Raw genomic sequence first — 26950 nt, 5'->3', positions numbered from 1 at the left:
CATGCCCCGCCGCGTCGTGCGGCAGAGTGAACCACAGTCATCCCTGCGGATGATCGGGACGCATAAGACCGTGCTCGTACGCGTAGACGACGAGCTGCACGCGGTCCCTGAGGCCCAGTTTCGACAGCACACGCGAGATGTGGGTTTTGACCGTGGCTTCGCTCAGATACTCCTGGGACGCGATCTCTGTGTTGCTCAGCCCTCGCGCGGCCAGCATAAAGATCTCGAGTTCCCGAGAGGTCAGAAAGTGGAACTCCGCAGGGACCTCACGCGCGGGTGTCGCGCTCGAGAAGTGCTCGAAGAGAGCTCTCGTGGCTCCGGGCGCGATGACGGCGCTGCCAGAGTGGACGGTCCGGACGGCGGCGAGCAGAAACTCCGGCTGGGTGTCCTTGAGAAGAAATCCGCTGGCTCCGATCCGGAGTGCGCGAGCCGCGCCCTCGTCGAGGTCGAACGTCGTCAGAACGATGATGCGAGGGGCAGCGACGCCGCGCCGCGCCGCGCCCTCGATGATCTCTGACGTCGCCTGGATGCCGTCCATCACCGGCATCCGCACGTCCATCAGCACAACGTCGGGATGCTGGGCGCGGACGAGTTCGGTTCCCGCTGCACCGTCTCCCGCTTCGCCGACGAACTCGAGGTCTGGCTGGGACTCGATCAGCATCCGGATGCCGGCGCGGAACAGTCCCTGATCGTCGACGAGGGCGACCCTGATGGGTTCGTTCATGATCCCGATCCTCCCACGTGCGCAGGCGCAAGGGCTCCCGAGACCCGGAAGCGCCCGTCTCGGACTTCGATTGCGAGCCAGCCCCCGGTGAGTTCCGCACGTTCTCGCATGCCGGGAAGACCGTGCCCGCCCACGATGCCGGCAGCCGCCGGACGCGTCACCGACGGCGAGACCATTGCGTTCTCGATGCGAAAGCTGACACCCTGTTCGATCCACCAGAGTTCGAGCGAGACCGGATGGCCGGTGTCGCCGTGCCTGAGTGCGTTCGTCAGGGCTTCTTGCACGATCCTATAGAGCGCGATCTGGTGTCCGGCAGGCATCTGCGCCCTCGTGCCGTATTCGTGAGTTCTCACGTCGAGTCCCGCGGCACCCATCTGCTCGATCAGGCGCTCGAGGTCTGCGACCACTGGTTGCGGACCGTCGCCCTGTCGATGGCGAAGCTCTGAAAGCAGCAGCCGCACATCAGCGAGCGCCTCCCTGGCGGTGTCGGCGACGGTGCCGAGCGTTTCGCCCAGTGCTTCCGGATCGCCGCGGTGTGCGTACCTGGAGCCGTCGGCTTGAGCGATCACCACGGCGAGCGAGTGCGCCACGACGTCGTGCATGTCGCGCGCGATCCGGTTTCTCTCCTGCTCGACGACGACAGCCTGCTGCGCGAGCCGCTGCTGTTCGAGTGCTTGGAACTGCTGTTCCCTGACCACCCGCGCTTCGCGGGTGGTGCGGGCGAGCAACCCGAGGGTCCACGACAGCCCGAACACGAAGACCGCTGCAATCGACCCGACCGCCGAGGTGAAGACGACCTGCGACACCTCGTTCACAGACCACGACCCCGCCGTGCCCGCGTAGAGGACAAGTGTCGTGTAGACGGCGGCGACCACTCCCCCGATGCAGGCGGAGGCCAGGCCTGCCCACTTGGACAACCGGTCGCCGTACGAGCCGGTTGTGTACAGCACGGCGAGGATGGCGACGTTGGGCACGATCGCCTGCATACCGCTGCCGAGTTGCACGAAGACGCTCACCCAGGCGATGGCGAGCGCGAGGCCGGGCGAGAGCCGTCGCAGCGCGAGAGAAACGGTCATCCCGAGGTGCACAATGACACCGGCGAGGCCGTCGCCGAGGACGATGGGGAGCAGCACCAGGCCGAACATCGCGGCGATCACGATGTCCACGGCGAGCTGGTAGGGGGCGAGCTGACGGATCATAGGATCACGCTAGTTCGCCGCACAACCCGAACGGTCCCTTTCGCCCGCGAATCAGCCGACGGCATCCGAAGATCATCCGTGAGATGTACGGTCAGAACCCCAGACGCCCCAGCTGCTTCGGATCCCGCTGCCATTCCTTGGCGACTTTGACGCGAAGCGACAGAAAGACCTGTTTTCCGAGAAGGGCCTCGATCTGCTCGCGCGCCGTTGCACCGACATCCCTGAGCCGCGAGCCCTGCCGCCCGATGACTATCGCCTTCTGGCTGTCACGTTCGACGAACAGGTTCGCGAAGATCTCGATGAGGTCCTTGTCGTCTCGTTCGATCATGTCGTCGATGGTCACGGCGAGCGAGTGCGGCAGCTCGTCTCTGACCCCTTCGAGCGCCGCCTCTCTGATGAACTCGGCAATGCGATCCACCGTCGACTCGTCTGTGACGGCGTCTTCGGGATAGAGCCGCTCAGAGACCGGCATCAGGGCGATGACCTCGTCGACGACTGTCTCGAGTTGCACGCCGGTGACCGCCGAGATCGGAATGATCGAGTCCCATTCGCGCAGGCTCTGAACGGCGAGCAGTTGCGCTGCAACGCTCGAACTCGATGCCTGGTCGACCTTCGTCACGAGCGCGATCTTCTTTGCCCGCGGAAAGCCGCCAAGCTGTTCGTTGATGAAGCGGTCGCCTGGACCGAGCTTCTCGTTGGCCGGCACGCAGAATCCGATGACGTCGACGTCGGCGAGTGTCGACTGCACAAGGTCGTTCAGCCGCTCGCCGAGCAGGGTCCGTGGGCGGTGGATACCGGGTGTGTCGACGACGACGAGCTGACCGTGCTCGCGGTGGACGATGCCCCTGATGGCCTTTCGGGTCGTCTGAGGCTTGGGGCTCGTGATCGCGACCTTCTCACCGACGAGAGCGTTCGTCAGTGTCGACTTTCCCACGTTGGGTCGGCCGACGAATGAGACGAATCCGGCTCGGAAAGGTGCATCCATGGTCAGTTCTCTTCTCTGTATGAGGTCTGCACGTCGCTCAGCGCCTCTGTGCGAGACACGATGACCGTGCTGACGCGTTTGCGTCGGCCTTCCGTGCGTTCTGCCTGGAGCACGAGGCCGCTCGTGGTGACCGTCGATCCGGCGACGGGCAGGCGCCCGAGGGCTTTCGTGAGCAGTCCGCCGACCGAGTCGACGTCTTCGTCTTCGAGCTCGAGGTCGAAGAGCTCGCCGAGCTCGCCCACAGAGAGACGTGCACTCACCCGGTAGCGTCCGTCGCCGAGCTCTTCGACCTCTGCCATGTCTACGTCGTACTCGTCCGAGATCTCGCCCACGAGCTCTTCGATGAGATCCTCGAGCGTGACCAGGCCGGCGATTCCGCCGTACTCGTCGACGACCATCGCCAGGTGATTCGACTCCGTCTGCATCTGCTGCAGCATGGAATCGGCCTTCTTCGATTCGGGCACGAAGAGAGCGGGCTTCGCCAGCTCCCGCACCGGGATGCCGCTCGCATCGCGTTCATGCACAAGCCTGACGACGTCTTTGAGGTAGAGAACCCCCGCGACCTCGTCGACGTCACCAGCGGTGACGGGCATACGCGAGACCCCGGTTCGCAGGAACAGCCCCATCGCCTGGTCGACCGGCACGTCCGCATCCACCGTCACCATGTCGGTGCGCGGAATCATGAGCTCCCTGACCACTGTGTCGTTGAACTCAAAAATGGAGTGGATCAGCTCTCGATCGTCTTCTTCGAGCACCTCGAGCGCCGTCGCCTCATCGACCATGCTGAGCAGCTGCTCCTCCGATGAGAACGACGTTCCCGTGACCACCCCCGGGGTCACCCGGTTGCCGAATGCGACGAGTGCGTTCGCGATCGGTCCCAGCAGCACCCGCAGAAGCCTGACGATCGGCGCGGTGAGGCGAAGAATGGCGTCTGCGTGCGATCGTCCGTAACTGCGCGGGCTTGCCCCGACGAGCACGAAGGAGACCGCTGTCATGATGAGCGCCGAGAAGAGCAGTACCAGCCACGGGTCGTCGATCGAGAGGGCGAACGCGAGCGTGACGAGCACGGCTGCGGATGTCTCGGCGAGAATACGCATGAAACTGATCACGTTGAGATGAGCGCCGGGGTCGCGCGCGATCGCGCCGAGCGCGCCCTTGGATCGGCCGGACTCGGCCAACTCGGCGATGTCGGATCTGGATTTCACGCCGAGTGCCGCGTCTGTCGCGGCCATCAGTCCGGCGAATGCGACGAGCACAAAGGCGATGCAGACGAACCAGAAGAGCGTCATTGCCTGGTGCGCCGCTCCTCGACGGAGAAGGCGAGCAGGATGTCGCGCTGGATGCCGAACATCTCACGCTCTTCTGCTGGTTCTGCGTGGTCGAATCCGAGCAGGTGCAGGATGCCGTGTGTGGTGAGAAGCAGAAGCTCCTGGAGTGTGGAATGGCCTGCGGTCCCGGCCTGCCCCTCTGCGACCTGAGGGCAGAGCACGATGTCACCGAGCAGTCCCGGGGGCGCGAGCTGTTCTTCTGTGCCGGGGCGGAGCTCGTCCATGGGAAAGCTGAGGACGTCTGTCGGGCCCGGCTCGTCCATCCACTGCACGTGCAGCTGTTCCATGGCGGCTTCGTCGACGAGAACGATGTTGAGATCGGCCTCTGGGCTGACGTGCATTGCTCCCAGGGCGAAGTCGGCGAGACGCAGCAGCGCACTCTCGTCGACGGCGACCGCTGACTCGTTGTTGATTTCGATGCTCACGAGCTGTGTCCTTTTCCCGAGCGACGGTCTGTCGGGCGCCGGTGTTCGGCCGCGCGATCGGCGCGGTTGGCGAACTCGTGCGCCTGCTCGCGTTCGTATCGCTGCGCCTGCTTCACCTGGTCGTATTCGCTGTATGCGTCGACGATGCGGCCGACAAGGCTGTGCCTCACAACGTCATCGCTCGTCAACTGGGCGAAATGGATGTCGTCGACGTCTTTCAGCACACGGGTGACCAGTCGCAGTCCGGATGCTCCCGTCGGCAGGTCGATCTGCGTCACGTCTCCGGTGACCACCATTTTCGAGCCGAAGCCCAATCGCGTCAGGAACATCTTCATCTGCTCCGGAGTGGTGTTCTGCGCCTCATCGAGCACGATGAACGAATCGTTGAGGGTGCGCCCGCGCATGTATGCGAGCGGAGCGACCTCGACTGTTCCCGCCGCCAGGAGCTTGGGAACCAGCTCGGGGTCCATCATCTCGTTCAGGGCGTCGTAGAGAGGCCGAAGGTACGGATCGATCTTGTCTGTGAGTGTGCCGGGCAGAAATCCGAGTCGCTCGCCTGCCTCGACGGCAGGTCGCGTCAGGATGATGCGGTTGACCTCTTTGCGTTGCAGGGCTTGAACGGCCTTCGCCATGGCGAGGTAGGTCTTGCCCGTTCCGGCCGGCCCGATGCCGAACACGATCGTGAACTCATCCATGGCGTCGACATACCGCTTCTGGCCGAGAGTCTTCGGCCTGATGCTTTTTCCGCGAGACGTCAGGATCGCCTGACCGAGCAGCTCTGCGGGGCTGCCAGAGCCGTTCTGCAGAATACGTGCCGACGACTGCACATCGACCGGACCGAGATCCTGTCCCTCTCTGACCATCACGATCAGTTCGTCGATGAGCGCTGCCGTCGCCTCCACCTGTTCCCGGTCCCCGCTGATGGTCAGGTCATTGCCGCGCGCGTGCAATTCGACTTCGGGGTACTGACGCTCGATCTCGCTGAGCAGGCGATCCTGCGGGCCGAACAGCCGCACCATGGCGACGCCGTCGATGTGCAGTCGCTTCTCGGCCCGATGTGAACCGGAGTCGTCAGTCGGCAAGTGTGCCCTCCTCGAGGCCGCCCGCGAGCACGTGGGCATGAACATGGAAAATCGTCTGTCCGGCGCTTTCGCCGGTGTTGAAGACGAGCCGGTACTCACCGTTCGCGTGGTCACGCGCCAGTTCGTCTGCGAGGCCCACGAGCTCCGCCAGCAGGTCTGGGTCGCCCGCCGCCAGTTCCGAGACATTGCGGAACCGTGTGGTCTTCGGCACGACGAGGATGTGCACTGGCGCTTTCGGCGCGATGTCGTTGAAGGCGATCAATCGCTCGGTCTCGGCGACGATCGTCGCGGGGATCTCTCTGGCGATGATTCGGCTGAAGATGCTCGGCTCGGTCTCAGGCATGCCCCCATCCTACGGAACTCAGCTCGTGTCGACCCCTCTTCACCATCGCCCGAGCGCGACGTTCAGAACGGCAAGCCCCGCCGGCCCGGCCGATGAGGTCCGCAGGACTTCGTCGCCGAGTCTGGCAGACACCGCGCCGGCCTCGGTGAACGCCCGGATCTCGTCTGGCGACAGACCCCCTTCCGGTCCGACGACGATGACGATGTCTCTGTCGGCGGGTGGCGCCAGGGCGCTCAACCGGCGGTCGGCGGTCGGCTCGAGCACGATCATCGTGGTCGAGGCGGCGAGCTGTGCCAGATCGTGTGCCGTGTGCAGGGAGCGAACCTCTGGCACCCACGGCCGGACCGACTGCTTCGAGGCCTCCCTGGCGATCGCGCGCCACCGATCCGCGCCTTTCTCCGCCTTCTGCCCCTGCCATCGCGAGACGCTTCGCGACGCGCTCCACGGAATGATGCCGGACACACCCAGTTCTGTGCAGTTCTGCACCGCGAGCTCGTCGCGATCGCCCTTCGCGAGCGCCTGTGCCAGAACGATCCGCGGCATCGGCTCGTCGTGGTGGTGCACCTCGTCGACGCGCATCGTCAGAACGCCTGCTGCGATGGTGTGGACAGTGCCTCCGGCCAGAAGCCCGCTTCCGTTCCCGATCAGCAGCCGCTCACCGACACGCAGACGGTTCGCAGAGACCGCATGCCGGCCCTCAGGCCCAGACAGCTCGACGGTGTGACCCGGCAGGACGTCCCGCAGGTCTTCTTTGAGGAAGAGTGTGCTCATGCGGGGAGCTCAGCTCAGAAAACGGTCGCGCAGCTTCGAGAACAGTCCCTGTTGGAAGGTGCCGAGCTGTGGGCCGTTCTGCTTGCGCCCAGACGCGAATTTCTTGATCAGTTCACGTTCCTTGTGATCCAGACGTGTCGGTGTGACCACCTGGACACCGATCCGCAGGTCGCCGCGCCCGGAGCCGCGCAGCTTCGTGACGCCGCGGTCCCTCACGGTGATGACCTCGGCACTCTGCGTGCCCGGTTTGAGTTCGATCTCGACGTCGCCGTCGAGCGCGTGAAGCGTTGTCGTCGTTCCGAGAATGGCATCGGTCATCGGCACCTCGAGAGTGCACAGAAGATCGTCGCCGTTCCGGCTGAAAACCTCGTGGTGCCTCACCTTGATCTCGAGGTAGAGATCACCGTTCGGGCCACCGGCGGGGCCGACCTCTCCGCTGCCCGGCATCTGCAATCGAAGGCCCGTCTCGACACCGGCTGGAATGTCGACGGACACCGTGCGGCGTGCACGGACTCTGCCCTGGCCCTGGCACGTGACGCACGGAGTCGCGATGACTGTTCCGTACCCGCGGCAGGTGCCGCAGGGAGACGAGGTCATCACATTGCCGAGCAGCGAACGGGCGACACGCTGTATCTGCCCGGTTCCATGGCAGATGTCACAGGTCACGGGTGCGGTTCCCGGCTGGCAGCACGACCCCTTGCAGGTGTCGCACAGCACAGCCGTGTCGACGTCGATGTCCCGATGCGTTCCGAAGATGACCTCGTCGAGGTCGACCTCGACGCGAAGCAGTGCGTCTTCGCCGCGTTCCCGCCTCGAACGGGGTCCTCGCTGTTGCGACTGCCCGCCGAAGAACGTCTCGAAGATGTCTCCGAAGCCACCGAATCCCTGTCCGCCGAGACCGCCGTTGCCCCCGCCCATGTCATAGCGCTGGCGCTGCTCGGGGTCGCTCAGCACGTCATACGCATGCGTCACGGCCTTGAACCGCTCAGAGGCGTCGGCCTCGGGATTGACATCCGGATGCAGCTCGCGCGCAAGACGACGGTACGCCTTCTTGATCTCATCGGCGGAGGCATCACGTGATACCCCGAGGACTTCGTAGTGGTCTGCCACCAAGGGCCTTTCGTCAGAGTGGGCGGCCCCTTGGCTCGAAGGGCCGCCGCTGATTCAACGCGTCGAGCTACGCATGCAGTGGTCAGTCGTCGCCGAACTGCCTCGACAGGTAACGTGCAACCGCCCGCACCGCCGTCATATTTCCCGAATAGTCCATCCTGGTCGGGCCGAGCACGCCGAGTCGGGCGAGCTCGCCAGATGAGAGGCTGTAGTTACTCGCGACAACGGAGGTGTCCCCCAACCCGAATGAGGCGTTCTCGCGCCCGATGCTCGCCGACACACCGTGCTGGTCCGCCTGCATCTCGGCGAACAGGCGAAGCAGCAGCACCTGTTGCTCGAGCGCTTCGAGCACGGGAAAGAGGCTGCCGTGGAAGTCGTCCTCGGTTCGAGCGAGGTTCGCTGCGCCGGCCATCACCAAGCGGTCATGGCGATACTCCCTCAGCTCGTCGACGATCGCATCGACGACGTGCGTCACGAGTTCCTCATCGGGATGGTCGGCTTCGACACGAACACCGTCGAGCGCTTCGGCCGCCTGAGCGACACTCGTGTCGACGAGCACAGAGTTGACACGAGATTTGAGATCGTCGAGGGACTGCGTCTCGACGGGCTTCGACAGTTCGACGACTCGCTGCTCGACCCGCCCGTTGTCTGTGATGAGCACCGTCAGCAATCTCGTCTCTGTGAGTGAGACCAGTTCGATGTGGCGCACGCGAGCCCTGGCGAACGACGGGTATTGGACGAGGGCGACCTGACCGGTGATCTGTGCGAGCAGCCGGACGGTTCTGGCGAGCACGTCGTCGATACCGAGGGATTCGCCCAGGAATGTCTCGATCGCCTGTCGTTGTGCGCTGCTCAGCGGCCGTCGATCAGCGAGCTGATCGACGAAAAGCCTGTAGCCCTTGTCTGTGGGCACGCGCCCGGACGACGTGTGCGGTGCCGCGATGAGTTCTTCTTCTTCGAGAAGCGCCATATCGTTGCGAATGGTCGCTGCCGACACTCCGAAGGCGTGCCGCTCGACGATGGCTTTAGACCCGACGGGCTCACGACTCGCGACGTAATCGTGCACAATGGCTCGCAACACAGCGAGACCGCGGTCTGAAACGGTACTCATGACCTGACCTCCCGTGCATCCGTGTGTCGACCGCCAGTTCCGCGGATGTCTGGCACTCGACAACCCTGAGTGCCAATTCTACCCCGCGCCACGCGGCTCTGGGTCATTGCCTCACGCCGATCCGAGGCAGTAGCGTTGGTCTACGTCGTCGGCAGCTGCACACATTCGCTCGCGAAGACACCGAAGACGTCGCGTCACATCGCACGCGCAACCGATTGAAAGGACCGGCCATGACCGACCCTCAGGCGCAGCCCCCTCAGGACCCGACTCGCGGACAGCCTCAGCAGCCCTCCGGCGATGTCCCTCCGCCGCAGCCCGCGGCTGGTCAGGCACCGCCCCCGCCGCAGCAGCCCCCATACCAGGGGCAGCAGCAGCCTCCCTACCAGGGGCAGCAACCCCCGTACCAGGGGCAGCAGCCTCCCTACCAGGGGCAGCAACCCCCGTACCAAGGTCAGCAGCCTCCGTACCAGGGACAGCAATATGCCGGGCAGCAGCCCGGCGGATACCCGCTCACGCCGGAGCAGGACAAGCAGTGGGCGATGTGGGGGCACCTCGGCGGGGTTCTCGGCTTCGTCCCGCCGCTGATCATCTGGCTCGTGTTCAAAGACCGGGGGCCGTTCACCAACCAAGAGGCGAAAGAAGCCCTGAACTTTCAGATCACCGTCGCGATCTTCTCGATCGGTCTCGGCATCCTGATGACCATTCTGACAGTCATCACCTTCGGGATCGCCGGGCTCTTCTTCTTCCTCGTCTATGTGCCGTGGATTCTCGGTGTGATCTTTGCGATCATCGCCGGAGTGAAGGTCAACAATGGGGAGCCCTATCGCTACTTCTTCGCGATCCGCATGATCAAGTAGTAGTCCTCAGTCGGTGAGCCGTCGCACAACGGCATCCGCCAACAGCCGCCCTCGCAGGGTCAGCACGACTCGGCCGCGCAGGGCGGCTTGTGCGTTCACGAGCTCCTCTGCGATCAGGCCGGCCACCGCACGACGCCCCTCGCTCGTCAGGATGTCGATCGCGAGCCCTTTTCTGGTTCGGCTCTCGAGCAGCACGCGCTCGAGGGCACGCACACCGTCGTCGAGGGTTTCCCGGCCCGCGGCAGGCGACAGGCCCGCCGACATGCGCTGGGCGTAAGCGGCCGGGTGCTTGACGTTCCACCAGCGGACCCCGCCGATGTGGCTGTGTGCTCCTGGACCCACGCCCCACCAGTCCTGACCCGTCCAATAGGCGAGATTGTGACGGGATATCGTCTTATCGCCGGTCGACCAGTTGCTGACTTCGTACCAGGCGTAGCCGGCAGACTCGAGCTCGCCGTCGACCAGCTCATACATGTCGGCCTGCAGATCATCGTCCGGCTGCGCCACCTCGCCCCTGCGGATCTGCCGCGCAAGCTTCGTTCCGTCCTCGATGATGAGCGCGTACGCAGAGATATGGTCGGGCTCGAGCTCGACGGCGGCCTGCACCGAGCGCTCCCAGTCCTCGAGACGCTCCCCCGGTGTTCCGTAGATCAGATCGACACTTGTCTGAAGGCCCGCCGCCTTCGCCCAGCCGACGACCTTGGCCACGTTGTCGGGATCGTGTGTTCGTTCGAGAGTGTTCAGAACGTGCGGCACCGCCGACTGCATGCCGAACGACACACGGGTGAACCCCGCCTCGGCGAGGGCATCCAGGTACCTCCGGTCCACGGAGTCCGGGTTCGCCTCCGTGGTCACCTCGGCGTCATCGTCGACGCCGAGGGTGTGTCTGACCGCCCCCAGCATGCTCACCAGATCGGCGGCGGGCAGAAGAGTGGGGGTGCCGCCACCGAAGAAGACAGTGCTCGCCGGCCTGGGTGTCGAGATCACCGCACCGAGCACACGCCCCGCGAGATGAATCTCGGCGGCTGCCTCGTCGGCGTAGGCGGACTGCTTTGCACCCCTGAGCTCTGTCGCCGTGTAGGTGTTGAAATCGCAGTACCCGCATCGAACCCGGCAGAACGGAACGTGCACATACACCCCGAGGCTGCGGTCGACAGCTCCGTGCTCGACGCTCGCGGGCAGCAAGCCGTCGTCTGGTGCGGGATCGGCGAGAGGAAGCGCGCCCGGCATCAGGCCGTCGGCGAAGACCACAGGGGCGAGAGCGCCCTGAGGTAGGTCGTCGCCAGTCTCTTGCGCCGCATGCCTGCGAGTCCCGGAATCAGGCGGTAATACCACGTGACAGGGCGGCTGACGGCGCGGACAGTGAACCACACGGAGTCATCGTCGCGGTGTTCGAGGATGAACGCCTCCTCACCGCTCACCCGGTGTCCGCGCACGGTTCCGTAGGCGAAGGCGACGGTGCGAGGCTCGTCGATGACGTAGACGACACGCACACGTGCGTCGACGTTAAATCGTCCGACACGGCCATGGATGCTCGCCGTTGTGCCGGCGGTGACATACGGTGTGCCGTCTTCGGCGTACTTCTGCTCCGTCGACACGGGAATCGGCTCGAGAGCCGTGCCGTCCTCGGCGAAGCGGACTCCTCCGTATTGCGGGCCCGTCGCCGTGTGCAGGTCGCTCACCTGCACCCCGCTCGCCTTCTGAACCGACCAGCTGAGCAGCGACGCAGACGCCTGCCCGAATCGTTCCTCGCCGCTGCCGAGCCTGAGAGACTGCTCGAACGGCACGAACCCCTCTGGGGGATATTGCATCAGATCAGACGCCTGGGTCGACCCGACCGCCGCGTAATCGACCGGCTCGTCTTCGAAAGTGCTGCGACGCATGGCCTACTTCTTCTCTTTCTTCTCAGCGCCCTTTTTCTCGGTGTCGCCGGAAAGAGCCGCGATGAAGGCTTCTTGGGGAACCTCGACCTTGCCGACCATCTTCATACGCTTTTTGCCCTCTTTCTGCTTCTCGAGCAGCTTGCGCTTTCGGGTGATGTCACCGCCGTAGCACTTGGCCAGCACATCCTTGCGCATCGCCCTGATCGATTCGCGAGCAATGATACGCGCGCCGATCGCAGCCTGGATCGGAACTTCGAACTGCTGCCGGGGGATCAGTTTCTTCAGCCGCTCCGTCATCAGCACACCATAGGCGTACGCCTTGTCGCGGTGCACGATCGCGCTGAACGCGTCGACCTGCTCGCCCTGCAGCAGGATGTCGACCTTCACCAGGTCTGCCTCGTGCTCACCCATGGGTTCGTAGTCGAGCGAGGCGTAGCCCTGGGTGCGGCTCTTCAGATGATCGAAGAAATCGAAGACGATCTCGCCCAGCGGCATGCTGTACCGCAACTCGACCCTGTCCTCGCCGAGGTACTCCATGCCGAGCAGGCTGCCCCGCCTGCTCTGACAGAGCTCCATGATGGTGCCGACGAAGTCCTTCGGCGCCAGGATCCCCACCTTGACGACCGGTTCAGAGACAGAAGCGATCTTGCCCGTGGGGAACTCGCTCGGGTTGGTGACGGTGACCGTCTTCTTGTCGTCGGTGGTGACCTCGTAGGTCACGCTCGGCGCCGTCGCGATCAGGTCGAGCCCGAACTCACGTTCAAGGCGTTCCGTGATGATCTCGAGGTGGAGCAGGCCGAGGAACCCGCACCGGAACCCGAAGCCGAGCGCCACCGACGTCTCTGGCTCGTAGTTGAGCGAGGCGTCAGAGAGCTTCAGCTTGTCGAGCGCCTCGCGCAGATCGGGGTAGTCGCCGCCGTCGATGGGGTAAAGCCCGGAGAAGACCATCGGTTTCGGATCTGTATATCCCGGCAACGGGTCTGTCGACGGCTTCGAGGCGGTTGTGACGGTGTCACCCACCTTCGACTGGCGAACGTCTTTCACACCGGTGATGAGGTACCCGACCTCGCCCACACCCAGTCCCTTCGTCGGGGTCGGCTCGGGCGACGAGACTCCGATCTCGAGCAGTTCGTGGGTGGCGCGCGTCGACATCATCTGGATCCGTTCGCGAGGAGTCAGACGACCGTCGATCATCCGCACGTAGGTCACGACGCCACGATAGGTGTCATAGACCGAGTCGAAGATCATCGCGCGAGCGGGCCCGTCTGCGTCTCCTGTCGGGGAGGGAACGCGCTCCACCACCCTGTCGAGAAGCTCCTCGACGCCGGCGCCCGTCTTCCCCGACACACGCAAGACGTCGTCAGGATCCCCGCCGATCAGGCTGGCGAGCTCTTTCGCATACTTGTCCGGGTCTGCAGCCGGCAGGTCGATCTTGTTGAGAACCGGGATGATCTCGAGGTCGTTCTCGAGGGCGAGATAGAGGTTCGCGAGGGTCTGCGCCTCTATCCCCTGTGCGGCGTCGACGAGCAGGATCGCGCCCTCGCACGCGGCAAGCGACCGCGAGACCTCATAGGTGAAGTCGACGTGACCGGGGGTGTCGATCATGTTGAGCGCGAACGTGCGCTCGCCCAGCTTCCACGGCATCCTCACGGCCTGGCTCTTGATCGTGATGCCGCGCTCTCGTTCGATGTCCATACGATCCAGATACTGGGCCCGCATGTCGCGATCGGATACGACGCCGGTCATCTGCAGCATCCGGTCGGCGAGAGTCGATTTTCCGTGGTCGATGTGCGCGATGATGCAGAAGTTGCGAATCGACGCCGGGTCGGTGGCGGCAGGCTCGAGTGCCGTGACGGCTTGGGGGCTCACGCGTTCCTTAAGTGTTGCTTGGCGTTGGACTGAACAGCCATTGTCCCACGAGAGCGGGCCGCACGCCCGCGAACCGATCTGCCGCTCGGGACTGTGCCTCGATCCGAGGGCCCGTACCATAACGGTATGGCTGCCGCACCGCCGATCATCTTCGTGCACGGCATCCGCACGTCGGCCACGATGTGGCGTGAGCAGCTCGAGGTGCTGACGGCAGAGGGGTACGCCGTCGAGGCGATCGATCTGCCCGGGCACGGGAAGAGGATCGGCGAGCCGTTCACCATCGAGGGTGCGATGCAGGCGATCGACGACGCGGTCACCGGCGCCGGCCGACCACCGCTCGTCGTCGGGCTCTCGCTCGGCGGCTACCTCTCGATCGAATACGCCGGAAGACACCCGGAGCGTCTCGCAGGGCTCGTAGCGGCCAGCTGCCATGCGCTCCCACGGGGACCAGGTCTGGCGGCCTACCGGGCGCTGGCACGCGGCATCCATCGTCTGCCCGACCGGGGGCTGTGGCTCAGCAACACGCTCGCGAGCCTCGCTCTGCCGGCCGCCGGCACACAAGACATCAACGCCGGAGGGGTCGCTCTCGACGTCATGTCAGACACGCTCGCCGCCGTCGGAACCACCAAGCCGCTCAAGAGCCTCTCCGCGTATCGCGGACCGCTCTGGTTCGTTGTGGGCGGGTTCGACCATTTTCGGATCGATGCCCGTGCCTACCGCCGGGTGAGGCCCGACGCCCCCTATATCGTTGTGCCGCGGGCGACGCACCTGGTGAGCCTCGTGGCGCCAGATGCGTTCACAGCAATCGTCAGGGATGCTGCGGGCGCACTCGGCGACGCGGGATTAGCTCCTGAGGCATCGAGCTGGTAAAGTCGGTTGTTGGCTTGCGTGTGGAATGACACCACACGAAATTCGCTGTGAAGCGCCCCTCTCGCGCTGACCGGCACATCCGATCAAGAATCAAACGAAAGCGCATAAACGTGGCAAACATCAAGTCGCAAATCAAGCGAATTGGCACCAACAAGAAGGCTTACGACCGCAACAAGGCCGTCAAGAGCGAGCTTCGCACAGTCGTGCGCAATGCCCGTGAGGCGATCGCTTCAGGCGACAAGGCTCAGGCAGAGGCAAGCGCGAAGCTCGCCGCCAAGAAGCTCGACAAGGCTGTGAGCAAGGGCGTCATCCACAAGAACCAGGCGGCTAACCGCAAGTCGGCTATCGCCAAGAAGGTTGCCTCCCTGTAGACCCGAAGGTCACCTACCGACCGAACGGACCCCGCGACGGGGTCCGTTCGTCGTTAACCCGATCGCTCGGTCGAGCCGATCACCCGGTCACAACGCCGAACACGGATCGAACACGCTCTGGCAGCGTCGGAGCACGACTCAGAACTACACCCGCACCGACGAAGGCGGAATCGTCAGCCTCCGAGCCGCCGACACACACTACTTCGTGCTCGACCACCTCGGATCCGTTGTCGGCATGTTCTCGTCAACAGGCAGCTACGAAGGCGGCTACAGCTACTCGCCCTACGGCGAAACCCGCGCCGCATCCACCAACAGCACAGTCGCCCAGAACACGCTCCGCTACATCGCCGGGCACCACGACGACAACGGACTCTACAAACTCGGAGCCCGCTACTACGACGCATCACAAGGCCGCTTCACACAAATGGACCCATCCGGGCAAGAGGCACATCCGTACGCCTATGCAGGATGCAACCCCATAAATTCGAAGGATCCCCAAGGAACCTCGTGCACTTCGGCGTTCCTCGTCTACGCTGGAGCCACGTTTGTAGCGGTTGCTACGGCGGTGGGAGGAATCGTTACAGCTCCGACGGGCGTTGGCGCCGTACTGTTCGGAATCGCGCTCACTGGAGAGCTACTCGTGGTCACAGGATCGTACATTGACGTTCTGGAGCAGTGTTTCTGATGAACTCAAATAGATTGACCCGCCAAAAATCGTGGTTGAGCGCCATCCTCTACCTCATCGGGGCTGTAGTTAGTGCCGGACTTTGCGTAGTGGAAATCACACGTCGGAATGTGTGGTTTGCGGCGATGTTTGGCCTCATCACGCTGATCCTCATTGCTATGGCCATATTGACGTTACGCAGGGCAGACAGACGATCAGCGGCGGTTGAGCGCCACGATTCATCGAACTCATAAACTGGGCTTTTGAACCGTCCCCGGTTCTGTGCCGTTCCTATGCGGGTGCCAGCACCGGGCGGTGAGGCGTTTCGAGGCCAGCGTAGTACGCGGTCTCGAACTCGTCGGGTGGGACATCGCCGAGGGTGGAGTGCAGACGCCTGCCGTTGTACCACTCGACCCATCCTGCGGTGACCCATCCGACGTCGTCGATCGTCTTCAGCGGTCCTTGTCGAAATGGTGATCCGTCACGGATGGCTTCGTTCTTGAACAGCCCGATCGTGGACTCGGCGAGGGCGTTATCGTATGCATCGCCGATGGAACCGATCGAGGCGGCGATGCCTTCGAGCGCGAGTGTCTCGGCGAAGGACACGGACGTGAATTGCGAGCCGGCATCGCTGTGATGGATCAACCCGTCTTCTGCGGGATGTCCCGCGCGGTCGCGTCGCCACAGGCCCATCCGCAGAGCAGTCGTCACCAGAGGGGTCGTTTTGATCGTGCTCGCATGCCAGCCGACGATCGCCCTGGAGAAGCAGTCGATCACGAACGACACATACGTGAATCCCGTCCACGTCCTCACATACGTGAAGTCCGCGACCCAGCGTCGATTCGGAGCCTCGGCCGTGAAGTCGCGATCCAATAGGTCCGGGGCCCTTGCCGCATTGCGATCCGAGATCGTCGTTCGCGTTCCCGCGCACGAGCCCATTGAGTCCGAGCAGCCGCATCAGCCGGTCCACACGTCGCTTCGATACGCCCAGGCCCTGCCGGCGTAACAGCGCGGTCATCTTCCGCCGCCCATACATCGACTCCGGCGTCAGCTCGCCCTCCGCGTTGATCCTGATCCCCATGATCGTGTCGATGATGGCGGCGTCCTCGACATCGCGACTGCCGGGCCGAGCATGCTTCCAAGCCCGATAGGTGCGCTCGGCGACCTGCACACCCTGCTCACGCAAGACCTTGCAGATCGACCCGACGAGCACCCCTGGGACCGCTGTTCCTCGATGAACCCGAGGATCAGCGGCGTCGGGGGTCGAGTTCCCCGGCGAAGAAAACCGCCGCGTCCCTCAGGATCGCGTTCGCTTCGCGCAGCTCACGGTTCTCACGTTCCAACTTGCGGATCCGTTCCGACTCGCTCGTCGTGACCCCCTCACGATCTCCCGCATCGACCTGCGCTTGACGCACCCACCGGCGCAGCGACTCAGCCCCGAACCCGAGCCGCGTCGAGACCGACTCGCACGCGGCCGTCAGATTCGGATACTCATCGAGATGATCGAGCACGAGCCTGATCGCGCGCTGCTTCGTCTCCTCCGGAATCCTCTTCGGCATGATCAACATCTTCCTTCCAAAGGAAATGGCATCACACCGGGGACGATTCATAATGCATTGGATCCTACTGGGCTGGATGCCCAATGTACGGGAGCAGCTTTGTTTGCTGTCGCGGCTGTAGTCGGCCTAGCAATTGCCACGTTTCTCTTGCCCGGGTGCCTCGCAGCTGCGGCAACGTTCGGCATTGCCGCCTTACAAACGATCGCGTACATACTAGGAGTAGCCGGGACGGTTTACTCGGTCGGTTCCGCTCTCAATGAATGCTTCTACTGATATGAAACCTTATAATTCCGTGCCGTTCCTGACATTCGCTCTGCTTGTTTTCAGCGCTATCTTCGCAGGGTTTCTATTTTTCAACCCGGACCTCATCGCCAAGACCCTTATGTGCGTTTTCAGCGGAATATTCGCAACGGTAACGGCTATACGATTGGTTCAGATCAGCCGACAGGGGCGTTCCAACACTAAGCCTTGATCCATCGATCGGTTCGAGTAGGTCGTCTGATCTCAGGCATTACCTGGTCGCTTCACCCAAATGGACCCCTCCGGGCAAGAGAAACACCCCTACAGCTACGGCGGCGGGTCTGTCCGATAGACGGTGTGTGGGGTCCGGCGGTTTCATGAGTGAGTTGTTCTTTCGAACCGTCCGGCGAAGGTGATCGCGAACGCGTTCAGCGCGGGCTTGCACATCATCACCCAGCGTGCCCGGCCCGCGCCGGTGGGATCAAGCGATCGTGTGAGCAAGTACAACCACTTGATCGCCGCGGCCTCGTTGGGAAAGTGCCCCCGCGCCCGGACCGCCCTCCGGTAGCGGGCGTTGATCGACTCGATCGTATTCGTCGTGCAGATCACACGGTGGATCTCGACGTCATACTCCAGGAACGGCACGAACTCTGCCCAGGAGTTGCGCCAGAGCTGCACGATCGCCGGATACCGGCCGCCCCGCTCAGCCGCGAACTCCTCGAACCGGTCCTTCGCGGCCGGACGGGGCCGTATAGACCGGCTTGAGGGACTTCACGATCGCATCGCGATGCTGCCTGCCGGCGTAACGGAAGCTGTTGCGGATGAGGTGGACGATGCATTGCAGAATTAATGGCTGCTCTCTGTGGCATCCTGGCGCTGACCACCGCCGTTGCCGGTTACGTCCGAGTGAGGAATCAGCGAACTTGAGGGAACAGCTCACTATCGTCAATGGCCGTGAGCGCCGATCCCCGCCTATCCAACGCGCGAGAATTGCCTGCACCCAATCCGACGCGGTGTCGAGCCCGCTCCCCGACGAGGTCATAGCCCAACCACCGCAGGGCACTCAGCTCGACGTCTTCCATTACGTCCCGGAACGCTTCTGCTGTCGCAGCGTCCAGCTCGCCGCGGCATGACCACTAGGCCTATCTCTACATATATTCTGATAACGTCGCGCCATGGTTCCTCTTAGTCGGATCACCCCGGCCACCGTCGATGTGCTCGACGTCTTGCTTGGTGGCGGAACCCCGATGCGGGGGCTGCTCGTCGTCAAGCAGACGGGACGGCCCACTGGCAGCGTGTATCCGATTTTGGAGCGACTTGAAGGCGCCGGGTGGGTGACGTCTGAGTGGGAGAACGATCCCGAACGGACTGGACCGCGGAGACGCCTCCACGAACTGGCTCAGGAGGGCGCCGATGCCGCACGAGCTGCGGTGACCGCAGCTCGATCGAGGTGGGATGCGCAGGCGGCACGTTCCGCAGCCGTTCCCAGCCGGATCGTGGCTGGAACTGCCGTATGAGCGGTGACCTGGGGCCTCGCGTGCTCGCATCCTCACTGCCGCCTGCTGCGCGCGCACGGTATCTCGAAGAGTGGCACTCGGATTCACGAACGGCGACAGAGGCTGGCCTTCGTCGTCACGATGTACGACAGGCGGCCAACGGGTGGGCACTGAAGATCCGGCAGGCAACGATCCCTGTTGCCGGACACCTGGCGGTTTCCAAGCGCAACGGGAACCGCTTCGATGGATGAGGTCGATCCTCCCGATGCTGTCGCCGTCCGCTGGTACGAGCCACGGCCACGCGACCGGACGCCGTCCGGACCGGCCTTGCTTTGGCTACATGGGGGCGGCTTCTTCCGAGGAGGTCTCCATCAGCCCGAGGCGCATGCCGTTGCACAGTCGCTCGCTCAGCACGGCGTGACCGTTGCGACTGCGGGTTACCGCCTGGCACCGATTCCCGGCATGCGCTGGGTCAGAATGGGACGGCCACGAGGCCGATTTCCCCTACCGCTAGACGATGTGCTCATCGCCTATCGAGAGGTGACCGCTCGATCGCCCAACGGAGTGATCCTAGGAGGTGCGAGTGCGGGAGCCTGTCTGGCCGCAGCTGCAACTCTGCGCGCGATAGACGAAAGCCTGCCTCCAGTCGGCACCGTGTTCGCGTACGGGTTCTTCCACGCCGCGCATCCCCCAGTGGTGGACGTTCATCAGCGATCGCGTGGTCACCGCAGGATCACTCACTCGGTGTGGGCATTAAACGCAATGAACCGCAACTACGCCGGCTCAAGAGCGGCGCTTGCCGATCGATATGCCTTCGTCGGCGGCCGGGAGCTTGACCAGTTCCCGCGAACACTCGTCGTCAACGCTGAACAGGACAACATGCGCGCGTCCGGTGATCAGTTCGCGGCCGAGCTTGCCGCCTCAGGAGTTGACGTGCAGCACCACGTTCTGAAAGGTACTCGCCACGCCTTTTTGAACCGTCCCGCTCTCGAGGCGTTCGCACCCACCATCTCGCTGATTGCGGCGTGGAGCAGGGGCGCGCAGCAGGGCGCCCAGATGGCGCCGTCTGGGCCAGGCCCCTGATCACACGGCCGCACGGCCACGGCTCGCGATGACGTGCACCATCCGCTCGAGTGCGTACACCGGGTCACGACCGGCGCCCTTGACGTTCGCATCGGTCTCGGCGAGCATACTGATGCAGCGCGCGAGCCCTTCGTCCGTCCAGCCGTTCAGGTCGCGCCTGGCCCGGTCGACCTGCCACGGCGCAAGGCCGAAACGCTTCGCGAGATCACCGGACGAGCCGCGTGAGCCGGCGAGCTTCGCCATCGTGCGGAGCTTGCTGGCGAAGGCCGCGACGATCGGCACCGGATCGGCGCCCGAGTCCAGCGCATGGCGCAGGCCGACGAGCGCGTCACCGTAACGGCCGCCGATCGCGGCATCCGCAACGGTGAACGCGTTGGTCTCGACCCGCCCGCCGTAGTATCGCGTGACCGTCGCCTCGGTGATCTCGTCAGCCGTATCCGATATCAGCTGCGCGCACGCGCCGGCGAGTTCGGCCAGATCGTCGCTGAATGCCGCGACGACCGCCCGCAGCGCGGCGGGGCGAATCGGCTTGCCCGCCGCTTTGAACTCGGCAACGGCGAAATCGTGCTTCTCCGCATCTTTCTTCAGTTCGGCGCACACGATCTCGATCGCCGCCGCCTTGCTGGTCCGCACAGCATCGAGCAGTCGTTTGCCCCTGACACCGCCCGCGTGCCTCAGAACCACGTATGCGCCCTCTGCAGGGTGCTCGAGATACGCGATGGCATCTGCCATGAACTCGTCTGAGCACTTCTCGACGCCCGTCACCCTGACGAGGCGCGGCTCGCCGAACAGCGAGGGGCTGGCCAACGTGATGAGTTCACCCGGCGCATAGCTGTCCGCAGCGATATCGCTCACCTCGAGGCTGGGATCCTCTGCCCTCAGGAACTCCCTCAGCATCTTGATCGCCCGGTCGGCGAGAAACCCCTGTGTGCCAGACACCAGAACGACAGGAGCAGGCCGCACCTGATTCCAGCTCAATTGCGGAATCGCGACCTTGGTCGCGCGCGCCGGCCCGCCGCGTGCTACTGCCACTGTTGCCTCCCGCATCAAGCCTAACCGCCACTGCCGACAGAGGATCACGGTGGGTGCACCCGCTGCGTCCACACGAACAGTCGCTCTCCGCTGCCCTCGATGGCCACCAGGCCGTCGTGGTCAGTCCTCAGCACCACGCTCGACGAACGCGCGAGGATCGCGAGGATCGACGCCGTCGGATGGCCGTAATCGTTGTCACGCCCGACGGAGATCACCGCAACACGCGCCCTGATCATGCTGTACAGTCGCTCGCTCTGATCCCCGGAGCCATGATGGGCCACCTTCACCACGTCGAACGCACCCTTCAGTGCGCCCGTCGCAACGAGTGCCTCCTGCGCTTCTTCTCCGAGGTCACCCAGGAACAGCGACCGATTGCCATCGCCCTCGAGAACAACGACGACACTCCCGTCGTTCCCCGTCGCCATGCTGGTCGCGTTGCGTTTCGGCCAGATCACCTGCCAGCTGAGCGCGCCGAGTGTCCCCCGGTCTCCCGCCTGCCCGATCTGCAGAGCGCTCCCGTTCTGTTGCAGCTCCGAGAGCAGCAGCTCGTCCGACGCGTTCTCGGGTTTCCCGCTCAGAGTGTGGACGACCATTCCCCGAACAGCTCGCACACCACCGACGTGGTCCATGTCGAAGTGCGTGAGCACGAGCAGGTCGATGCTGTCGATCCCGAGGTGGCCGATGCACTCGGCGAGCAGCTCCGGATCGGGTCCGGTGTCGACGAGGGCGACAGCACCGTGTGAGCGGACGAATACCGCATCACCCTGCCCGATGTCGCATGCGGCGATTCGCCAGTCAGACGGAAGCGCAAGCCGGGAACCGACGTGGGCACCGATCAGCATGCCGACGGACACCACACCCGCCGTGCCGATGACGATGGTGCAGATGACAGCGAGCACACGCTGCACACGCGCCCTCGAACGAAGACAGAGCCAGATGAGTATCGTCATCAGCGCACAGAGCAGAGCGCCCGCCGCTCCAGGTAGCCAGGGCAGGCGCCCAAGCGGCAAGCCGTCGACAGTCGTCGCCACCGCGGCGATCCAGCTCGAGGGAACCCAGCCGAGCCAGAGAAGGCACAGGGCGATCGGCTCAGAGAGGGGCATGAACACGCACCCGAACAGCCCGAGCATCGTTGCGGCCGGGGCTGCCGGCCCGGCGATGAGGTTGGCCGGCACCCCGTAGAGCGCAATCGAGGGTTCAAGCAGCACGAGCACGGGCTGGCACGCCAGCTGGGCGGCAAGCGGAATCGCGATGAGTGCTGCAAGCATCCGCGGCAGCACGCGGGCGAGCATGTGGGTGATCGGCGCCGTGAGCACGAGCAAGCCGGCCGTCGCGAGCACCGAGAGCGCGAAGGCATAGCTGCGCGCCAGCCACGGGTCGCTGATCACCAGGCACACCACGATCATGCAGAGCACGGGCAGGCCGGCTGCCGGGCGCCCGCCGGCGAGAGAGATCAGCACGGCGACGGCCATCAGGGCCGCTCTGGCGACACTCGGTTCTGGGGTGACCAGAATCACGAAGCCGCCGAGTGCGAGAAGCGATGCAGAGATGCGCAGCCAGCGAGGCGCACGCCCGACGGAGAGCACAAGGCTCACCACGGCGACGATCACTGCGCAGTTCGCTCCTGAAACCGCCGTGAGGTGACTGAGTGAACTGGCGACCATCGCCTCGTCGAGATCGTCGTCGACGGCTCGCGTGTCGCCGACCGCGAGGCCGGGCAACAGGTCGCCCCCTGCTCCGGGCAAGGACGACGCCAACTCCACAAACGCCGAGCGCAGTTCGTTCGCCCACGAGAGGTACCACGGCGCAGTGCCTTCACGCTGCACGGGGTCGTCAGAGAAGACGAGAAAGGCAGCCGCGTCGCCCGGTTCCGCCGCAACGATGTCGCCCGTGACCCGGACGGTGGCGCCGATATCGGGTGGTGTCTCGGCCGCCGGGGCCATCACCACAACAGGCACAGCCGATTCCACGCGCTCCTCCCCCACCGTCAGCTCGATCGCGGTCCCGCTCACACGCTCGGCCGCCGGCGCCTGCGCACTCGTCCCGGCGAGGAGTCCGCCGGTGTACGGTTCGGTCTTGTCGTCGACGCGAACGAGGAGTTCACCCCGAGCGTTCGAGTCCGCCGCGTCGCGGAACGCCTGCGGATGGCGTTGTTCTCCGACGAGAGCGACAACGGATGCGACCATCGCCACCGCCACGAGGGCCAGCGCCGCGGGTGCGAACCAGCTCGCACGCGCAGCGGACAGCCGCGCAGCCATCATCATGCACGCGGCAACACCGCCCATCCAGCACAGGCATGCGACGATCGCGGCCGGTTCTTCCGCCACGATGAGAACCCAGGCGGCCGCCCACGACAAGACTGCCGGCGGCACAAGACGGTGCCCAGCGCTCATATCGTCACCTGCTCGCGAAACCCCTCGAGAGTCTTCTCTCCGATGCCCGAGACGTTCAGCAGGTCATCGACCGAACCGAACGGCCCGTTCTCGGTTCGCCAGTCGACGATGCTCTGGGCGAGTGCCGGGCCGACACCGGGAAGGGTCTCGAGATCGAGAGCGGATGCCGTATTGATGTTGATGCCCGGCCCGGCCGCCCCGCCACCGGCATCCGCAACCGGCGGCGGCGCTTCGCCGACGGCGGGAACCACTATCTGCTCGCCGTCGACGACGAATCGGGCAAGATTCACGGCAGCCTGATCGGCGTCCGCAGCGAACCCGCCGGCCGCAGCGACGGCATCGATGACACGGTCGCCCTCGGCAAGCTGATAGACCCCGGAGGCCGATACGGCCCCGGAGACGTGCACGTAGAGCGATGCCTCGCCCTGCGCTGTGGGGAACGACGTCTCTGTCGGCAGAGGAACAGGCGTCCCCTGCCCCCGATTGCCGACAAGCGACACCAGAACAGTGAGGGCCAGTCCGCCGATGAGGAGCACCACAACGGCCCCGACACCGATGCGCGCACGCGTCGAAACGCCGCGGGCCACCGTCAGGTCGGGATCGTGGCGCCGACGATAGCGCTTCTCGTGCCGCACGCCGGAATCGGGCATGCAGCGAGACTATGGAACGCTGTCGCGCTCCGTGGGTCGCGCTCAGAACCGGTGGAGATCACTCACCGTGGTGGTCTCTGTGCAGAACGCGATTCGCCGCATTCATCCGGCGCCAACGCACCGAATGTGCGCGCATTCGGTGCGTTGGCGACGGCTGAACACGCCACTGAGGCGTCAACGTCAGGCGGACGCCAGGGAGCGGATGAGAGTGCTGGGTCAGGCGGCTTTGGTCGCGATGTTGACGATCTTCGGGGCGCGCACGATCACGTTGACGATCTGCCGGTCTCCCACTGCTCTCGCCACGGCGGCGGATGCTCTGGCGAGCTTCTCGAGCTCGTCTGAATCGATCTTGGGGCTCACCTCAAGGCGGTCCCGAACCTTGCCGTCGACCTGCACAACACAGGTGATGCTCTCTTCCACCAGCAGAGCGGGATCGGGCTTTCGCCACTGCACGAGCGCGACAGACGGCTGATAACCGAGAATCGACCACATGTCCTCAGCCGTATACGGCGCGAAGAGGTTCAGGGCGACAGCCGTCACCTCGGCGGCTTCGCGCACGGCCGGGTCCGCTGGCCCCGCACCGGAGTCGATGGCCTTTCGAGTGGCGTTCACGAGCTCCATCAGGCGCGCGACCACAACGTTGAACTTGTAGGACTCGACGAGCCCGGGCGCCTCGGCGAGAAAGCGGTGGGTGACACGCCGGAGGGAGGCATCACCGTTCTTCCAGATCGCGTCTGGTTCGCTTGTCACATCGTGTGCCACACGCCATGCCCGCGCGAGGAACTTCGCCGAACCGGCCGGAGAGACGTCCGCCCAGTCGATGTCGTCCTCGGGCGGGCTCGCGAAGGCAAGCGTCACACGCAGTGCGTCTGCGCCATACGCCTCGAGCTCGCTCGCGAACTCGACGAGGTTGCCCCTGCTCTTGCTCATCTTGGCGCCATCCATCAGGACCATGCCCTGATTGAGCAGCGACCTGAACGGCTCCGTGAAGCTCACGTAGTCGAGGTCGTAGAGCACCTTGGTGATGAAGCGCGAGTACAGAAGGTGCAGGATGGCGTGTTCGACACCGCCGACATACTGGTCGACCGGCGCCCATTTCTCGGCCTGCGCGACGTCGAACGCGACCTCGTCCGACGTCGGCGAGAGGTATCGCAGGTAGTACCACGAGCTGTCGACGAACGTGTCCATCGTGTCTGAGTCGCGTTGTGCCGGTCCACCGCACGTTGGGCAGGGCACGTTCACCCAGTCGTCCGCTGCGCCGAGCGGGCTGGTCCCCTTCGGCTGAAGATCGAGTCCTTCCGCCGGCGGCAGCACGATCGGCAGCTGGTCGTCTGGCACCGGAACCTCACCACAGCTCTCGCAGTGGATGATCGGGATGGGGGTGCCCCAGTAGCGCTGACGCGAGATGAGCCAGTCGCGCAGGCGATAGTTCTTGGCCGGTCTGCCCAGCCCGCTCGCCTTCAGCGCCTCGGTCACCTTGGTGATCGCGTTGTTCTTGCTCAGACCGTCGAACGGGCCCGAGTTGATGAGCCGTCCCGCTCCGGTGAGCGCCTGCCCCGTGGTGAACGGGTCGAGTGGCGGCAGGTCGTCTGGAAGCTGGCCGTCGACGAGCACGGGAATCGCTCCCGTGACAGGCTGATTCGTGTCGACGACAACACGCACAGGAAGCTCGAAGGCGCGCGCGAAATCGAGGTCTCGCTGGTCGTGCGCCGGCACGGCCATGATGGCGCCGTGACCGTAGTCCGAGAGCACGTAGTCCGCCGCCCAGATCGGCAGCCGCTCACCGCTCAGCGGATTGATGGCGTATCGCTCCAGGAACACACCGGTCTTCTCGCGCTCGGTGCTGAGACGATCGATGTCGCTCTCGCCCTTCACCTTGTCGACGTAGTCCTGAAAACGCAGGCGGACATCGGCGCTCGCGCCCTCTGCCAGCTCTGCCGCGAGGTCGGAATCCGGTGCGACGACCATAAACGTCACGCCGTACAGGGTGTCCGGACGAGTGGTGTAGACATCGATGGGCTCGTCGCGACCTTCGATGCGGAAGGTGACGTCAGCCCCAGACGAACGGCCCACCCAGTTGCGCTGCATGCTGAGCACCTTCGACGGCCACGACCCCTCGAGCTGCTTGAGATCGTCGATCAGGCGATCGGCGTAGTCGGTGATGCGGAAATACCACTGGGTGAGGTTCTTCTTCGTGACCAGGTTGTCGCAGCGCTCACAGCGGCCGTCGATGACCTGTTCATTGGCCAGCACGGTCTGGTCGAATGGGCACCAGTTGACCGGGCTCGCCTTGCGATAGGCCAGGCCCTTTTCGTAGAGCTTCAGAAAGAGCCACTGGTTCCATCTGTAGTACTCGGGGTCAGAGGTGTGCAGCTCTCTGTCCCAGTCGAACGACGGCGCATAGGTGCGAAAGCTCGCCTTCTGCTGGGCGATGTTCGCGTAGGTCCATTCACGCGGATCGATCCCCCGCTTGATGGCGGCGTTCTCGGCGGGCAGGCCGAACGAGTCCCAGCCGATCGGGTGAAGCACGTTGAACCCCTGCTGGCGCCAATACCGCGCGACGATATCGCCGAGCGCGAAGGCCTCCGCGTGACCCATGTGAAGATCACCAGACGGATAGGGGAACATGTCGAGCACATACTTGCGCGGCCGGGTGTCCGTCTCGTCGTTCGTGGCGAAGGGCTTTATGCTCTCCCAGACCGGCAGCCACTTGTTCTGAATAGCGGCGAAGTCATAGACCTCTGCGGAGGTTTCGGCTTCGTGAGCGGCTGGCTGTTGCACGTGCGGCACGGAACTCTCATTCGTGTAGAAAGCGGATGCGTGTGGGCCCGGATCGGACTGTGCGGGGCGGGCACTCCAGACTATCGTGCGCAGACAGGTCCTCGCCCCCACCCGATCCGCGACG

Annotated in this window: 23 protein-coding genes and 2 pseudogenes; 6 read left to right on the top strand and 19 right to left on the bottom strand. The window is 64.5% G+C overall.

Going from position 1 to position 26950, the window contains the following annotated elements; genetic code table 11:
• Positions 1–37: 37 nt before the first annotated feature.
• The 10 genes from ACYVF5_RS07960 to hrcA form a co-directional block, all read right to left on the bottom strand.
• The gene (locus ACYVF5_RS07960; RefSeq protein WP_460945044.1) at positions 38–724 is read right to left on the bottom strand and encodes a response regulator; all 687 of its coding nucleotides are present in this window, start codon (positions 722–724) and stop codon (positions 38–40) included.
• Positions 721–1923 (bottom strand): sensor histidine kinase, encoded by a 1203-nt coding sequence (locus tag ACYVF5_RS07955; RefSeq protein ID WP_460945042.1) that lies wholly within the window; start codon positions 1921–1923, stop codon positions 721–723. Before ACYVF5_RS07955 ends, ACYVF5_RS07960 begins: the two co-directional genes overlap by 4 nt.
• A gap of 91 nt (positions 1924–2014) precedes the next feature.
• The gene (era, locus tag ACYVF5_RS07950; protein WP_460945040.1) at positions 2015–2908 is read right to left on the bottom strand and encodes a GTPase Era; all 894 of its coding nucleotides are present in this window, start codon (positions 2906–2908) and stop codon (positions 2015–2017) included.
• A gap of 2 nt (positions 2909–2910) precedes the next feature.
• Positions 2911–4197, bottom strand: coding sequence for a hemolysin family protein (locus ACYVF5_RS07945; protein ID WP_460945038.1), 1287 nt, complete (start codon positions 4195–4197; stop codon positions 2911–2913).
• The gene (gene ybeY, locus ACYVF5_RS07940; RefSeq protein WP_460945036.1) at positions 4194–4661 is read right to left on the bottom strand and encodes an rRNA maturation RNase YbeY; all 468 of its coding nucleotides are present in this window, start codon (positions 4659–4661) and stop codon (positions 4194–4196) included. The genes ACYVF5_RS07945 and ybeY overlap by 4 nt, the downstream gene beginning before the upstream one ends.
• Positions 4658–5680 (bottom strand): PhoH family protein, encoded by a 1023-nt coding sequence (locus ACYVF5_RS07935; RefSeq protein ID WP_460945325.1) that lies wholly within the window; start codon positions 5678–5680, stop codon positions 4658–4660. The genes ybeY and ACYVF5_RS07935 overlap by 4 nt, the downstream gene beginning before the upstream one ends.
• Before the next feature lie 52 nt (positions 5681–5732).
• The gene (locus ACYVF5_RS07930; protein WP_460945034.1) at positions 5733–6086 is read right to left on the bottom strand and encodes a histidine triad nucleotide-binding protein; all 354 of its coding nucleotides are present in this window, start codon (positions 6084–6086) and stop codon (positions 5733–5735) included.
• 39 nt (positions 6087–6125) lie between these two features.
• A complete protein-coding gene (locus ACYVF5_RS07925) occupies positions 6126–6857 on the bottom strand; it encodes a 16S rRNA (uracil(1498)-N(3))-methyltransferase (protein ID WP_460945032.1) in 732 nt (243 codons plus the stop codon).
• 9 nt (positions 6858–6866) lie between these two features.
• On the bottom strand, positions 6867–7967 hold the full coding sequence (gene dnaJ / locus ACYVF5_RS07920) for a molecular chaperone DnaJ (RefSeq protein ID WP_460945030.1): 1101 nt from the start codon (positions 7965–7967) through the stop codon (positions 6867–6869).
• A gap of 82 nt (positions 7968–8049) precedes the next feature.
• Positions 8050–9078: a heat-inducible transcriptional repressor HrcA gene (gene hrcA / locus ACYVF5_RS07915; RefSeq protein ID WP_460945028.1), complete on the bottom strand. Its 1029-nt coding sequence runs from the start codon at positions 9076–9078 to the stop codon at positions 8050–8052.
• 230 nt (positions 9079–9308) lie between these two features.
• Here hrcA and ACYVF5_RS07910 point away from each other — a divergent pair, with 230 nt between their 5' ends.
• Positions 9309–9935: a DUF4870 domain-containing protein gene (locus ACYVF5_RS07910; RefSeq protein ID WP_460945026.1), complete on the top strand. Its 627-nt coding sequence runs from the start codon at positions 9309–9311 to the stop codon at positions 9933–9935.
• A 6-nt stretch (positions 9936–9941) separates the two neighbouring features.
• Here the strand turns inward: ACYVF5_RS07910 and hemW are convergent, their stop codons facing one another.
• From hemW to lepA, 3 genes are read right to left on the bottom strand one after another with little or no spacing between them, the layout of a single operon-like run.
• Positions 9942–11165, bottom strand: a complete 1224-nt coding sequence (hemW, locus tag ACYVF5_RS07905; protein ID WP_460945323.1) for a radical SAM family heme chaperone HemW — start codon at positions 11163–11165, stop codon at positions 9942–9944.
• Entirely contained in the window at positions 11165–11818 is a 654-nt protein-coding gene (locus ACYVF5_RS07900; protein WP_460945024.1) for a DUF1990 family protein, read from the bottom strand. The genes hemW and ACYVF5_RS07900 overlap by 1 nt, the downstream gene beginning before the upstream one ends.
• 3 nt (positions 11819–11821) lie before the next feature.
• A complete protein-coding gene (gene lepA / locus ACYVF5_RS07895) occupies positions 11822–13687 on the bottom strand; it encodes a translation elongation factor 4 (RefSeq protein ID WP_460945022.1) in 1866 nt (621 codons plus the stop codon).
• Positions 13688–13813: 126 nt separating this feature from the next.
• Here lepA and ACYVF5_RS07890 point away from each other — a divergent pair, with 126 nt between their 5' ends.
• The 3 genes from ACYVF5_RS07890 to ACYVF5_RS07880 all read left to right on the top strand — a co-directional run bounded on the left by ACYVF5_RS07890 (position 13814) and on the right by ACYVF5_RS07880 (position 15613).
• Positions 13814–14557, top strand: coding sequence for an alpha/beta fold hydrolase (locus tag ACYVF5_RS07890; RefSeq protein ID WP_460945020.1), 744 nt, complete (start codon positions 13814–13816; stop codon positions 14555–14557).
• A 110-nt stretch (positions 14558–14667) separates the two neighbouring features.
• Positions 14668–14928: a 30S ribosomal protein S20 gene (rpsT, locus tag ACYVF5_RS07885; RefSeq protein ID WP_460945018.1), complete on the top strand. Its 261-nt coding sequence runs from the start codon at positions 14668–14670 to the stop codon at positions 14926–14928.
• Between the two features lie 205 nt (positions 14929–15133).
• Positions 15134–15613, top strand: coding sequence for an RHS repeat-associated core domain-containing protein (locus tag ACYVF5_RS07880; RefSeq protein WP_460945016.1), 480 nt, complete (start codon positions 15134–15136; stop codon positions 15611–15613).
• 270 nt (positions 15614–15883) lie between these two features.
• Here the strand turns inward: ACYVF5_RS07880 and ACYVF5_RS07875 are convergent.
• Both ACYVF5_RS07875 and ACYVF5_RS07870 read right to left on the bottom strand, forming a co-directional pair.
• Positions 15884–17151: pseudogene (locus ACYVF5_RS07875) on the bottom strand (IS3 family transposase).
• Positions 17152–17766: 615 nt separating this feature from the next.
• Positions 17767–18229 (bottom strand): annotated as a pseudogene (locus tag ACYVF5_RS07870) (transposase); the annotation flags it as partial.
• A 337-nt stretch (positions 18230–18566) separates the two neighbouring features.
• Between ACYVF5_RS07870 and ACYVF5_RS07865 the strand changes: the two are divergent.
• Together ACYVF5_RS07865 and ACYVF5_RS07860 are read left to right on the top strand one after the other, a co-directional pair.
• On the top strand, positions 18567–18908 hold the full coding sequence (locus ACYVF5_RS07865; RefSeq protein WP_460945014.1) for a helix-turn-helix transcriptional regulator: 342 nt from the start codon (positions 18567–18569) through the stop codon (positions 18906–18908).
• 222 nt (positions 18909–19130) lie between these two features.
• Positions 19131–19970: an alpha/beta hydrolase gene (locus tag ACYVF5_RS07860; protein ID WP_460945012.1), complete on the top strand. Its 840-nt coding sequence runs from the start codon at positions 19131–19133 to the stop codon at positions 19968–19970.
• Here the strand turns inward: ACYVF5_RS07860 and holA are convergent, their stop codons facing one another.
• The 4 genes from holA to leuS form a co-directional block, all read right to left on the bottom strand.
• Complete coding sequence (holA, locus tag ACYVF5_RS07855) at positions 19971–21017, bottom strand: DNA polymerase III subunit delta (RefSeq protein WP_460945010.1); 1047 nt, start codon at positions 21015–21017, stop codon at positions 19971–19973.
• Positions 21018–21046: 29 nt separating this feature from the next.
• Complete coding sequence (locus ACYVF5_RS07850) at positions 21047–23395, bottom strand: ComEC/Rec2 family competence protein (protein ID WP_460945008.1); 2349 nt, start codon at positions 23393–23395, stop codon at positions 21047–21049.
• Entirely contained in the window at positions 23392–24045 is a 654-nt protein-coding gene (locus ACYVF5_RS07845; protein ID WP_460945006.1) for a ComEA family DNA-binding protein, read from the bottom strand. The genes ACYVF5_RS07850 and ACYVF5_RS07845 overlap by 4 nt, the downstream gene beginning before the upstream one ends.
• A 216-nt stretch (positions 24046–24261) precedes the next feature.
• Positions 24262–26826, bottom strand: coding sequence for a leucine--tRNA ligase (leuS, locus tag ACYVF5_RS07840; RefSeq protein WP_460945321.1), 2565 nt, complete (start codon positions 26824–26826; stop codon positions 24262–24264).
• Between the last annotated feature and the right edge of the window lie 124 nt (positions 26827–26950).

The sequence above is a fragment of the Okibacterium endophyticum genome, assembly GCF_054780075.1.
Note: the sequence above shows the minus strand (reverse complement) of the source record. Positions and strands in the feature narration are given on the sequence as shown.

What these genes read in the sequence shown, in the direction of transcription:
- ACYVF5_RS07960 (WP_460945044.1), bottom strand. Translation starts at nt 724, where the DNA reads ATGAACGAACCCATCAGGGTCGCCCTCGTCGACGATCAGGGACTGTTC.
- ACYVF5_RS07955 (WP_460945042.1), bottom strand. Translation starts at nt 1,923, where the DNA reads ATGATCCGTCAGCTCGCCCCCTACCAGCTCGCCGTGGACATCGTGATC.
- era (WP_460945040.1), bottom strand. Translation starts at nt 2,908, where the DNA reads ATGGATGCACCTTTCCGAGCCGGATTCGTCTCATTCGTCGGCCGACCC.
- ACYVF5_RS07945 (WP_460945038.1), bottom strand. Translation starts at nt 4,197, where the DNA reads ATGACGCTCTTCTGGTTCGTCTGCATCGCCTTTGTGCTCGTCGCATTC.
- ACYVF5_RS07935 (WP_460945325.1), bottom strand. Translation starts at nt 5,680, where the DNA reads ATGGTGCGGCTGTTCGGCCCGCAGGATCGCCTGCTCAGCGAGATCGAG.
- ACYVF5_RS07930 (WP_460945034.1), bottom strand. Translation starts at nt 6,086, where the DNA reads ATGCCTGAGACCGAGCCGAGCATCTTCAGCCGAATCATCGCCAGAGAG.
- ACYVF5_RS07925 (WP_460945032.1), bottom strand. Translation starts at nt 6,857, where the DNA reads ATGAGCACACTCTTCCTCAAAGAAGACCTGCGGGACGTCCTGCCGGGT.
- hrcA (WP_460945028.1), bottom strand. Translation starts at nt 9,078, where the DNA reads ATGAGTACCGTTTCAGACCGCGGTCTCGCTGTGTTGCGAGCCATTGTG.
- ACYVF5_RS07910 (WP_460945026.1), top strand. Translation starts at nt 9,309, where the DNA reads ATGACCGACCCTCAGGCGCAGCCCCCTCAGGACCCGACTCGCGGACAG.
- hemW (WP_460945323.1), bottom strand. Translation starts at nt 11,165, where the DNA reads ATGCCGGGCGCGCTTCCTCTCGCCGATCCCGCACCAGACGACGGCTTG.
- ACYVF5_RS07900 (WP_460945024.1), bottom strand. Translation starts at nt 11,818, where the DNA reads ATGCGTCGCAGCACTTTCGAAGACGAGCCGGTCGATTACGCGGCGGTC.
- ACYVF5_RS07890 (WP_460945020.1), top strand. Translation starts at nt 13,814, where the DNA reads ATGGCTGCCGCACCGCCGATCATCTTCGTGCACGGCATCCGCACGTCG.
- ACYVF5_RS07865 (WP_460945014.1), top strand. Translation starts at nt 18,567, where the DNA reads ATGGTTCCTCTTAGTCGGATCACCCCGGCCACCGTCGATGTGCTCGAC.
- ACYVF5_RS07860 (WP_460945012.1), top strand. Translation starts at nt 19,131, where the DNA reads ATGGATGAGGTCGATCCTCCCGATGCTGTCGCCGTCCGCTGGTACGAG.
- holA (WP_460945010.1), bottom strand. Translation starts at nt 21,017, where the DNA reads ATGCGGGAGGCAACAGTGGCAGTAGCACGCGGCGGGCCGGCGCGCGCG.
- ACYVF5_RS07850 (WP_460945008.1), bottom strand. Translation starts at nt 23,395, where the DNA reads ATGAGCGCTGGGCACCGTCTTGTGCCGCCGGCAGTCTTGTCGTGGGCG.
- ACYVF5_RS07845 (WP_460945006.1), bottom strand. Translation starts at nt 24,045, where the DNA reads ATGCCCGATTCCGGCGTGCGGCACGAGAAGCGCTATCGTCGGCGCCAC.